Annotated in this window: 4 protein-coding genes and 1 tRNA gene; 3 read left to right on the top strand and 2 right to left on the bottom strand. The window is 49.0% G+C overall.

Annotation, left to right across the window (positions count from 1 at the left end; all coding sequences use genetic code 11):
- On the bottom strand, window positions 1-3195 hold a 3195-nt coding region (locus tag F0361_RS18380; RefSeq protein WP_154920857.1), incomplete at its 3' end, for a PQQ-dependent sugar dehydrogenase.
- A 207-nt stretch (window positions 3196-3402) separates the two neighbouring features.
- A complete protein-coding gene (locus tag F0361_RS18375; protein ID WP_161598262.1) occupies window positions 3403-9405 on the bottom strand; it encodes a PKD domain-containing protein in 6003 nt (2000 codons plus the stop codon).
- Between the two features lie 260 nt (window positions 9406-9665).
- Here F0361_RS18375 and F0361_RS18370 point away from each other — a divergent pair.
- From F0361_RS18370 to F0361_RS18360, 3 genes are all read left to right on the top strand, one after another.
- A tRNA-OTHER gene (locus F0361_RS18370) sits at window positions 9666-9754 on the top strand.
- Between the two features lie 286 nt (window positions 9755-10040).
- Window positions 10041-10370 (top strand): hypothetical protein, encoded by a 330-nt coding sequence (locus tag F0361_RS18365; protein WP_154920855.1) that lies wholly within the window; start codon window positions 10041-10043, stop codon window positions 10368-10370.
- A 398-nt stretch (window positions 10371-10768) separates the two neighbouring features.
- A partial coding sequence (locus F0361_RS18360; RefSeq protein WP_211361188.1) for an Ig-like domain-containing protein occupies window positions 10769-12728 on the top strand: 1960 nt, incomplete at its 3' end.

Here is a 12728-nt window from a genome sequence, read left to right as displayed (position 1 = left end):
CCTATAAACCACCGTGGAGGGCTCGGGCGCCGTAGAGACCGTCCACGAAAACCCCGAGCTCGCCTGGGAAGAACCACGGGTAGCCGTCACGGTGACCGTATACACGCCATCCGAACCCGGACCGCCCGCTTCCGCGCCCGCTACGAGCGTGCCCGTCACACGGCCAGTCAACGCATCGATATCGATTCCCGTAGGAGCGCCAGAAAGACCATAGGAAAGGGGCGCCGAAGGGTCCCCACCAGTGGCAGTGACCGTAAAGTCCACCGCATCCCCCACCGAATCCGAACGGTCCGATATCGGGGTGAGCGATAAATTATCATTTTTCGATAAAAACTCCCATCTGAAGATATCGCTTCCGTTATTTTCCGATACCACCACGTTCCCGTTGGGTTGGGTCCCCAGATAGTACCCGCTCAACTTGCTGATGATGTTGTAGGTGTTGTCCCCCGCGTCGACCAGTTCCCAGAGCTGTGCGTCCGTTCCGTTGCCCGTGTACTGCCATACGTTCGCCCCGTTCGCCGTCGAGGCCGCTGCAACGTCCAGGTATTTGTCGCTGTGCAGGGCCTTCAACTGGTGATAGCCCGCAACGGCCGCATCCTCCAAGGCAAAGTTCTGGTGCGCCAGGCCTGCATAGCCTCCCGTGGCCACATTGGCCGAATTCGCCGTGCCGGCGTCAGGTACCTGCAACGTCTGTCCGGAGGCACGGTTCACGATCCTGTAATCGCCCAACGGAGGTGGCGCCGGCGCCTCCAACTGGTTTATCCAAGCTTCCAATAAGGCAACGCCCTCCGTATCCACGATGCCCTTGGCCAAAGGTGGCATCTTTACGCCCGGCTCAAGGCTGTTCGCCCTGTGGTACAATTGTGATTTTGAGGCATCCCCTGGAAATAAAATCTCCTGGTCCGGGGCCATGGCCGGAACGGCCTGGTTGATCCCCGCTGTCAAAAGACCTGTCTGTGCCAGCGTATTGAAAAGCCTCAGGTCGAAGTCCGCACGGTTGCCCGTCGCCGGCTGGTGGCAATAGGCGCAGTTGTTGTCCAGGTAGGAACGGGCCCTTTCGTCCAACGTCGCGTTCAGGTCGTCGATGGCCTTGTGGGTAAGGTAGCCGGGGGTATCCGTATCCGTTATGTTCTCATTAAGTATGCCCAAGGTACTCAAGGTCACCAACTGGTTCCCTACCGTACCTCCCTTGGCACTATAGTCATAGTCGCTGTTAAGGTTGCGCGTCCTGGGCCCCAAGGTGCCCCCAAGGGCCGGGTTGTGGCAATTAAGGCACTGTGAATTGGACGGGTACAGCCACTCTATGGTTTCCTGGTTGCCCCCCCTTGTTATATCTATACTTACCGTTTCCCCGGTGGACATGTCCACCAAGGTAGCGTCCGTCTCCGCAGCGTTCCACTTATAGGTAAGGAAGTAAAAGTTGCCGTCCGTCCCCTTTATCGAAAAACGGGTCTCGATCTTCCTGGTCTGGTTGGGCCTGCTCTCGTCAGGGTAATCGAAGTGCTTTACCAGCACGGACCCCACTGGGAACTGCCAGTCGCCGTCCTCCGACCATTGGATCTGCTCCGCAGGGGTGTCGTGTGTCCCGTTGTTGGGGATGGCCATCCATCGGCTCTTCAGTGCCCCGTCCGACCAGAAAGGCTGTATCATGTCATAGGGTATGAAACCATTGGTTACGCTCAACTGCCCGATATCCGAAAAATCGCCGTCGACGTCCGTTACAAAGACCCCGGTGTCCGAAAGCAAGGTCGGGGCCGAATTGATATCGATGGACTCCCTTAATCTGTAGATCCCACTGCCATTATTCCCCAATCTAAGAATATAAAGCTCACCGTTGCTATCTTGACCAAAGGAGATCATCTCCCCGGGACCAACACCTAGGTTCTCCTTGGCACCGCTCTGGGTATCTATCGCATACAGTTGGTTGGTCACATAATCGCCGGCGATATACCTTCCCTGATATTGTGCAATGGAACCATTGTATACATAGCCCCCGATTATAGACCAGGCCTCTTGCCTGGTGAAATCCGTTAAGGGATCTGTAAGGTCCGTTCCGGGATACAGCGTCACGTTGCAGGGAACCCCTGATTGGGTCGGGGGCGTAAAGCCTGCAAAGCCCTCGTAAAAGGGCCACCCATAGTTGTTCCCAGCGGTCGAGGGACTGTTCCTCAGAATATTGATCTCCTCGTGGGTTGCTTCCCCGACCTCCCCTATATACAGGTCGCCCGTGGCCGAGTCCATGGTAAGCCTATGCGGACTGCGGTGACCAATGGTATAGTACTCCTCGAAAACGGGAGAACTGGAATCCCCTAAGGGAACATTGAATGGATTGTCGTTGGGAATGAAATAAAATGCACCCGACGTTTCCAGACCATCCGAGTCCGGATGGGTGTTCCCCACACCCGGGTCCTGAAGGAAGCGCTTGGGGGCATGGCCGGTGGCAGGGTTCATATCCACGTCCAAACGCAGTACGCCTCCGTCCAAATTGTTGGCGATGTCCTGTGCATTGGCATAGGTCGCCTGGTCGCCCGTGGTGACATATAGATATCCATCGGGGCCGAAGGTCATACCCCCACCACGGTGGGTCGTATTGTAGAGTTCACGGCGCATCATAATCTGCTGACTGTTGGGCACATAGGACATCGTGACCGGATCTACACGGAAACGCGCCAATACCAGATAGTTGCCGCTGAAATTCTCGACACTGCACCTGAACCCCTGGGGGGTCCCAAGATTGTTGCTCGCGGCGTTCGTGGAATAGTACGCGAACATATAGTTCTTCGTAGGGTCCGTACCGAAATCCGGATGGATGGCAAGCCCCAAAAAGCCCCCGTCCCATACAGCCCCCTCATTACGGTCGCCAACCTCGCTGGACCAGTCCACGATCAGGTTGCGCTGGGCCGTGGAATTGTCCGTAGAAATCCAGTAAACCTTACCGTCGAGCTGGCCGACGACTATCCGGTTCTGACCAGGTACCGGGTTAAAGGTAATGGGGGAATCGAAGGTTAGATTCGGAAAGGCGACCTCGTAGGCCGGAGTATTCACCCCAGCCACGGGAAATCCCGTATTGACAGCTACGCTGAACGCCTCGGGGGTCGTCATGCCGGGCCCAAAGAACATAGGACCGAAACTCATGATAGCGGCCGCAAATGTGGCCAAAAAAAACCAATATAATCTACCCCTTAAAACTTTCATTTTAAATATGTTTTATTAGAAATTTGGGGGAGAATGTTAAAATTAACACAAAAAGAATTTGTATAAATTTTACAATGGACAAATCGATATAAATACCTTTTTATTCGATTAATAACACTTGTTAATTTAGAGATAAACCAATGCTTAATTTTAAACAAAAAAAAGGGACGGTTTTTAGTCGTCCCTTTTAACTATAATCTAGCTCAATTAATTCCTTACAATTACTCTTTTACTTATTGATGGTCCCTCTGTAAAGGATATTGTAATGGCATAAAATTCATCTCGAAGTCCAAACATTGGGATGGTGTACATACCTTGTTCACTATAAACCTCAGACTCCATATACTGAGCGATCAATCTACCACCTGTATCATGTACAGTAAAACCAATAATAGTATTTCTGTCAATGGATAGGTCATTGAAATAAATATAGGCGTACTGTGATGCGGGATTGGGGGCAATAATGATTTCCACGTCTTGAGAATTTGTCTCATTGTCGATTACTTCAATTGTCAAAGTAGCCGTATCGGTTAATCCACCTGCATCCGTCACCGTTAAGAGTACATCAAAAGTACCAGCAGTATCGAAAATATGAACCGGGTTCGCCTCAGTGGAAGTAACACCATCTCCAAAATCCCAAAGGTATTCGGTAACACCTAGGTCGTCCGTAGAACCGTCGCCTGTAAATGAAACCTCCAAAGGAGCTTCACCTTCTGAAATATCCGAGGTGGCCACCGCCGTTGGGTTGTCGTTTGCTCCAGTTACTGTAATCGTAAGTGAATCCTCATCCGTTAATCCCCCAGCATCTGTTACCGTTAAGACTACATTGTAATTGCCAGCGGCAACGAAAGTGTGGACAGGGTTTGCCTCTGCTGAAATAACACCATCACCAAAATCCCAAAGGTATTCTGTAATACCTGAATCGTCAATAGACCCGTCACCGGTAAAGGATACATCTAATGGAGCTAATCCTTCGCTAACATCCGAGGTTGCTATTGCCGTGGGAATACCGTTGGCAGCGGTCACCGTAATGGTTAGCATATCCGTATCCGTTAATCCCCCTGCATCTGTTACCGTTAATAGCACGTCGTAAGTACCTACAGCATTAAAAGTATGAATGGGGTTAGCATCAGTAGAAGTTGTACCATCTTCAAAGTCCCATAAGTATTCCGTTATAGCAACATCATCCGTGGAACCATCTCCGGTAAAAGTAACTTCCAATGGAGCTTCTCCCTCATTAATATTCGAAGTAGCCATTGCAGTTGGCGCTTCGTTTACAGGATTAACCGTTATTGAAAGAGTTGTCGTATCCGTTAACCCACCGGCATCGGTCACAGTAAGGCTCACCTCATAGGTGTTAACGGCCATGAAAGTATGAACGGGGTTCGCTTCGGTAGCTGTAACACCATCACCAAAATCCCAAAGATATTCGTTGATACCAATATCATCTATAGACCCATCCCCCGTAAAGGACACCTCCAAAGGTACTTCTCCTTCACTGACATCAGAAGATGCCACCGCAGTTGGGGCACCATTAGGAGCAAATACCGTAATGGTAATTGCAGCAGCCGTATCTGTCAAACCACCTCCATCAGTTACTGTTAAGACAACGTCATAACTACCTGCCGCATCAAAAGTATGTATGGGATTCGCCTCAGTGGAAGTACTACCATCGCCAAAGTCCCAAAGGTACCCTGTAACTGCAATATCGTCTGTTGAAGCATCTCCTGTAAAGGACACATCCAACGGTGCTTCACCATCTATAATATCCGATTCGGCAATTGCAGTTGGGGCATATCCCGTAAATGTAAATTCCCATCTTATGGTATCACTACCGTCATTTGCCTTCACAATTACGTTGCCATCAGGTTCCGTTCCCAAATAATATCCGCTTAACTCGCTAATAAGATAGAAAGTACCATCACCTGCATCTACTATTTGCCATAGTTGAGCATCCGATCCATTGCCTTCGTACTGCCAAATATTCGTATCTACGGCTGTTGAGGCAGTAGCAACATCCAAATATTTATCACTATGCAATACTCTTAGGGAATATAAATTATTACCTGCATATTCGAGTTCGAAGTGCTGATTATCCGTATTATTATAAGTTCCTTCCGCTACATTAGCCTGGTCCAAAAGACTCGCATCAGGAACCTGTAAGGTTTCTCCACTTGCCCTATTGATTAATCTATAGGTTCCGGTGACCGGAGCGCCTACGCCACCACCGTCATCATCGGAATTATATCCATCGACCACTAAAGAAAAACCTGTATAAAGCGCATCACTTCTCACGGCATCAACTGCAATCTCTATTTCAAAGTATTGTACTCCATCAACATCGGTATCGTCAACACCAGATACAGTGACCTCTTGCGGTGTATCCCAATTTTCTGAAGTGAATGTTAACTCGCTGAGAGACAAATTAAACTCGTCTATATTGGAAATTCCAACCAAAGTCAAAACCACATCTTCCGTAGGCGCCGCAGTGAGGACAACACTCAAAATATCAGTTTGGCCATCTTCAGAAACAGCAACTACCTCAGGACTTACTGTAATCCCATTGCCTAAAGGTCCGCTTGGGGTTGAGAACTGCCACCGGAAAATATCGCTTCCATCATTCAACTGCACGTACACGTTCCCGTTGGGTTGTGTACCTAGATAATGTCCTCCAGCCTGGCTAATTAAATGGAAAGTACCATCACCAGCATCTACAATTTGCCAGAACTGGGCATCCGTATTACCGCCATTGTCTTCATACTGCAGAACATTCGTTCCTGGTGCAGCAGATCCTTGGGCAACATCCAGATAGCTGCCACTGTGTACAAATTTTAATTTATATAGGTTATTCCCGGCGTATTCCAATTCAAGATGCTGATGATTTAGACCTTCATATGCATTTTCCGTAATATTCGCTAGATTTGCGGTACTCGCATTTGGTACCTGAAGGGTTTCCCCACTATCAAAATTTACAATTCTGTAAATCCCCAAAGCCGGTGGGCCAACACCGCCCCCATCATCGTCAGAATTATAACCCTCAATCGTAGCCGTAAATCCGGAGTAGGAAGGATCGCTTTGCGCATCATCGACGCTAATTTCCACCGTAAAATATTGTACACCATCCACTTCTGTATCATCAACACCTGTTATCGTGACCAATTGCGGAGTGTCCCAATTGGCGGGTGTGAAGGTAACTTGGGATACAGATAAGGAAAATTCATCCTCATTTGTAATTCCATTTATGGTTAGTACCACGTTAGTGGCCGGTGGAGCGTCCAAAACAATGCTTATCTCGTCTTCCATACCATCTTCTGAAGTTACTAATGGTGCTTCTTCCACAGTAATACCCAAATCCAAAGAAGAACCTGTAGGTTGAAATTCCCACCGGAAGATATCGCTTCCGTTATTTGCCGCTACCACCACGTTGCCATTAGGTTCAGTACCCAAATAATATCCACTTAACTTACTTATGATGTTATAGGTATCGTCCCCCGCGTCGACCAGTTCCCAGAGCTGTGCGTCCGTTCCATTGCCCGTGTACTGCCATACGTTCGCCCCGTTGGCCGTCGAGGCCGCGGCAACGTCCAGGTATTTGTCGCTGTGCAGGGCCTTCAACTGGTGATAGCCCGCAACGGCCGCATCCTCCAAGGCAAAGTTCTGGTGCGCCAGGCCTGCATAGCCTCCCGTGGCCACATTGGCCGAATTCGCCGTGCCGGCGTCAGGTACCTGCAACGTCTGTCCGGAGGCACGGTTCACGATCCTGTAATCGCCCAACGGAGGTGGCGCCGGCGCCTCCAACTGGTTTATCCAAGCTTCCAATAAGGCAACGCCCTCCGTATCCACGATGCCCTTGGCCAAAGGTGGCATCTTTACGCCCGGCTCAAGGCTGTTCGCCCTGTGGTACAATTGTGATTTTGAGGCATCCCCTGGAAATAAAATCTCCTGGTCCGGGGCCATGGCCGGAACGGCCTGGTTGATCCCCGCTGTCAAAAGACCTGTCTGTGCCAGCGTATTGAAAAGCCTCAGGTCGAAGTCCGCACGGTTGCCCGTCGCCGGCTGGTGGCAATAGGCGCAGTTGTTGTCCAGGTAGGAACGGGCCCTTTCGTCCAACGTCGCGTTCAGGTCGTCGATGGCCTTGTGGGTAAGGTAGCCGGGGGTATCCGTATCCGTTATGTTCTCATTAAGTATGCCCAAGGTACTCAAGGTCACCAACTGGTTCCCTACCGTACCTCCCTTGGCACTATAGTCATAGTCGCTGTTAAGGTTGCGCGTCCTGGGCCCCAAGGTGCCCCCAAGGGCCGGGTTGTGGCAATTAAGGCACTGTGAATTGGACGGGTACAGCCACTCTATGGTTTCCTGGTTGCCCCCCCTTGTTATATCTATACTTACCGTTTCCCCGGTGGACATGTCCACCAAGGTAGCGTCCGTCTCCGCAGCGTTCCACTTATAGGTAAGGAAGTAAAAGTTGCCGTCCGTCCCCTTTATCGAAAAACGGGTCTCGATCTTCCTGGTCTGGTTGGGCCTGCTCTCGTCAGGGTAATCGAAGTGCTTTACCAGCACGGACCCCACTGGGAACTGCCAGTCGCCGTCCTCCGACCATTGGATCTGCTCCGCAGGGGTGTCGTGTGTCCCGTTGTTGGGGATGGCCATCCATCGGCTCTTCAGTGCCCCGTCCGACCAGAAAGGCTGTATCATGTCATAGGGTATGAAACCATTGGTTACGCTCAACTGCCCGATATCCGAAAAATCGCCGTCGACGTCCGTTACAAAGACCCCGGTGTCCGAAAGCAAGGTCGGGGCCGAATTGATATCGATGGACTCCCTTAATCTGTAGATCCCACTGCCATTATTCCCCAATCTAAGAATATAAAGCTCACCGTTGCTATCTTGACCAAAGGAGATCATCTCCCCGGGACCAACACCTAGGTTCTCCTTGGCACCGCTCTGGGTATCTATCGCATACAGTTGGTTGGTCACATAATCGCCGGCGATATACCTTCCCTGATATTGTGCAATGGAACCATTGTATACATAGCCCCCGATTATAGACCAGGCCTCTTGCCTGGTGAAATCCGTTAAGGGATCTGTAAGGTCCGTTCCGGGATACAGCGTCACGTTGCAGGGAACCCCTGATTGGGTCGGGGGCGTAAAGCCTGCAAAGCCCTCGTAAAAGGGCCACCCATAGTTGTTCCCAGCGGTCGAGGGACTGTTCCTCAGAATATTGATCTCCTCGTGGGTTGCTTCCCCGACCTCCCCTATATACAGGTCGCCCGTGGCCGAGTCCATGGTAAGCCTATGCGGACTGCGGTGACCAATGGTATAGTACTCCTCGAAAACGGGAGAACTGGAATCCCCTAAGGGAACATTGAATGGATTGTCGTTGGGAATGAAATAAAATGCACCCGACGTTTCCAGACCATCCGAGTCCGGATGGGTGTTCCCCACACCCGGGTCCTGAAGGAAGCGCTTGGGGGCATGGCCGGTGGCAGGGTTCATATCCACGTCCAAACGCAGTACGCCTCCGTCCAAATTGTTGGCGATGTCCTGTGCATTGGCATAGGTCGCCTGGTCGCCCGTGGTGACATATAGATATCCATCGGGGCCGAAGGTCATACCCCCACCACGGTGGGTCGTATTGTAGAGTTCACGGCGCATCATAATCTGCTGACTGTTGGGCACATAGGACATCGTGACCGGATCTACACGGAAACGCGCCAATACCAGATAGTTGCCGCTGAAATTCTCGACACTGCACCTGAACCCCTGGGGGGTCCCAAGATTGTTGCTCGCGGCGTTCGTGGAATAGTACGCGAACATATAGTTCTTCGTAGGGTCCGTACCGAAATCCGGATGGATGGCAAGCCCCAAAAAGCCCCCGTCCCATACAGCCCCCTCATTACGGTCGCCAACCTCGCTGGACCAGTCCACGATCAGGTTGCGCTGGGCCGTGGAATTGTCCGTAGAAATCCAGTAAACCTTACCGTCGAGCTGGCCGACGACTATCCGGTTCTGACCAGGTACCGGGTTAAAGGTAATGGGGGAATCGAAGGTTAGATTCGGAAAGGCGACCTCGTAGGCCGGAGTATTCACCCCAGCCACGGGAAATCCCGTATTGACAGCTACGCTGAACGCCTCGGGGGTCGTCATGCCGGGCCCAAAGAACATAGGACCGAAACTCATGATGCCCGCCCCAAAAAGAGTAGCTGACAAAATGTACAAGTATTTTCTTATTTTTTTCGAATTAAATTCGTAATTATTTTTCATAGCAGAAATATGTAAGTAAAATCAAGCAACAAAAAAAAAACATTCCTTAGTTCCAGAAGATTAATATCGTCCAATGACCCTATAAAAACGTTTAATTTCAGGGTACAAATGTATACCATGTCCAAGACAAAAAGAAACTTAAACATCAATAAAAAGAATCAATTGGCAATAAAATAAAATTAGTTCCGTTATACCATTCCAGTAATGGAGGAATGGCAGAGTGGCTTATTGCAAACAGTAACTTAGTTACGGTTGGGGTTTATGCCCCCGAGGGTTCGAATCCCTTCTTCCTCCGCAAAAGAAACCCACGACGTATGTGTCGTGGGTTTTGTGTTTCCAAATGCGTTGCAAGCAAACTTGCAAAAGTATTTGGAAGCGCATAACGGGCAAGCAAAGCTTGCGTGGGTTTCATGCTTGCTCAGGATTCCCTGTTCGGGATGTTGGGACAAAATCCCTTCTTCCTCCGCAAAAGAAACCCACGACGTATGTGTCGTGGGTTTTGTGTTTCCAAATGCGTTGCAAGCAAACTTGCAAAAGTATTTGGAAGCGCATAACGGGCAAGCAAAGCTTGCGTGGGTTTCATGCTTGCTCAGGATTCCCTGTTCGGGATGTTGGGACAAAATCCCTTCTTCCTCCGCAAAAGAAACCCACGACGAAAGCGTCGTGGGTTTTGTGTTTTAGAATGCGTTGTAAGCAAACTTGCAAAAGCATTTGGAAGCGAAGATTGGGGAAGCAAAGCTTGCGTGGGTTTCATGTCTGCACAAGATTCCCTGTTCGGGTCGTTGGGACAAAATCCCTTCTTCCTCAGCAAAAGAAACCCTCAAGGAAAACATTGGGGTTTTTTGTATAATGTTCATTATCATATAGTTGAAAAACGAATTGAAAGCACAGAAAAAGCCAGCAGAGCTTAACAAGGTTCTATTCTTGCCTTGGTCTCAAAGCTTGGAATTTCAATACAAAATCCCATTTTACTACACAAAACAGCCCTAAAAATCAATCAAAGCTTCTGTTTTTTAGGCCTGGACTAAAAACTTCTCGACAAACACACAAAACCATGCTTATGGGATCTTATGAACTTGTAGCTTCTCATTTCCAAAAAATTTACTATAAGCTTCATACTTTGTGGCAAATTGAACAAATTACCTCCCATTCAGTTCCCATTAATAAAACATTTAATAAACGTTTTAATATTTAAAACAATAGGATTTATTATACCTTTAATCGTTTATTTTTCAAGGTAAAACGATTGTGTTGCAGTCTTTATGATTAAATTCCTTTCTTTGGTAAACTGACTATTAACTTTCTGAAAATGAAAAAGCATCAATTTAGGTCAGAAGAAATACAAACAATATTAGTATTTCTTTTATCCATTCTATTTTCTCTTGATACTTTGGCCCAAGGTTCTCCAGATGTGAGGGATATTGCACCTGATGGAGCTTGGAATTGGAGTATGGATGAACGTGCAGTTTTCAGCAACGGTTATCTCTTTGTGGGGTACGCAAAACGTAATGGACAAGTTGGCCTAACTAGATATGATCCCAATAACAATACGGGTACGGAAACCATAATCTCTACTACGGCATCAGCACAGAGGGATGACCATGTGGCACCTTCCATCACAATCCTTTCAGATGGTAGGTTATTAGCTATGCATACTAGACACCTAGGCAACGAATTTTTTTATAGAATATCAAATAATGCAACTCCTGGGTCAATATCGGATTGGAGTTCTGAATATAAATGGGACCTACCAACCACTAATCTTTTTTCCAATACATATTCATTATCAGGTGAAAATAATGCGATATATAATTTTTATCGGGGAATAAATGACAACCCAACAGTTTCTATTTCCAGGGACGAAGGACTTACTTGGGAGAACCAAATACAACTTATAAGAACCACAGGTTCAGGACTTCAAAGGCCGTACCCAAAGTTTGCTACCGATGAGGTAAGTAGGATTGATTTCACGTATACCGATGGGCACCCAAGGGTTTCTACCAATTCCATTTACCATTTGTATTACGAGAATGGGATCTTTAGAAATTCTGATGGATCATTTTTCAAGAATTTCCAGGATTTACCTATTCAGCATGATGGCGGGGAAAGGGGCACCTATGTATATCAATATTCAACATCTCCATGGGGAGCAGGTGAAGGGCCCAATGATTGGATTCCCAATGGACGAGCCTGGACATGGGACACTGCATATTATACAGATGGTAGGCCTATGACGGTATTTCAGGTAAGTCTGGATGACCCAGGGAATTCAAGTTATCTTGCCACACGGATATTCTATTACTATGCCCGTTGGACAGGCACTGAATGGCAAAAAGTTATGATAGCCAAGGCGGGCAGACCACTCTATGCATCCGAAGAGGATTATTCCGGTGGAATCGCCGTAGACCCTGATAATCCCAATGTGGTATATATTTCCTCCAACGCAGCAAACCCTTTTGACTTGACCTGGCAGGGAACAAATATACCTTTAAATGCAAACGATAGATATGAAATCTGGAAAGGAGTGACTTCAGATGGAGGACTTACATTCTCTTGGCAACCCATAACGCAAAATTCAGCAGCAGACCATTTGCGTCCTATCGTTCCAAAAAATCATGGTCAAGATCAACATGCAATTTGGTTCAATGGAGATTACACGAGCTATGAAGGTGGTTGGAATTCAAAAATTGTAGGACTCTTCGGGAATTCAACGACAGTTCCTGTAAACGGGATCACGGTGACACCGTCCGGTGCGGCCCTGACCGTTGGGGAAAGCACCTCCCTCACGGCCACCGTAAGCCCGGCAAACGCGACCGAAACGTCCGTGGCATGGTCAACCAGCAATCCAGGAGTTGCCACGGTAAACACGAACGGGACCGTAACGGCCATAGGCGCCGGGACAGCAACCATTACCGCCACAACGAACGACGGCTCATTTTCGGATACCGCAACCATTACCGTCCAAACGGCAACCGTTCCCGTGACCGGGGTCACGGTGACACCGTCCGGTGCGGACCTGACCGTTGGGGACAACGCCTCCCTCACGGCCACCGTCAGCCCGGCAAACGCGACCGACACGTCCGTGGCATGGTCCACCAGCAATCCCGGGGTTGCAACGGTAAGCACAGACGGGACCGTAACGGCCATTGGGGCAGGGACAACGACCATCACCGCCACCACCAACGACAGTTCCTTTACGGATACCGCGACCATTACAGTACAAACGGCTACCGTTCCCGTAACAGGGGTCACGGTGACACCATCAGGCG

Origin of the sequence: Maribacter flavus (assembly GCF_008386635.1) — a bacterium.
Lineage (GTDB): Bacteria > Bacteroidota > Bacteroidia > Flavobacteriales > Flavobacteriaceae > Maribacter > Maribacter flavus.
This window is presented reverse-complemented; position numbering and strand designations above follow the sequence as displayed.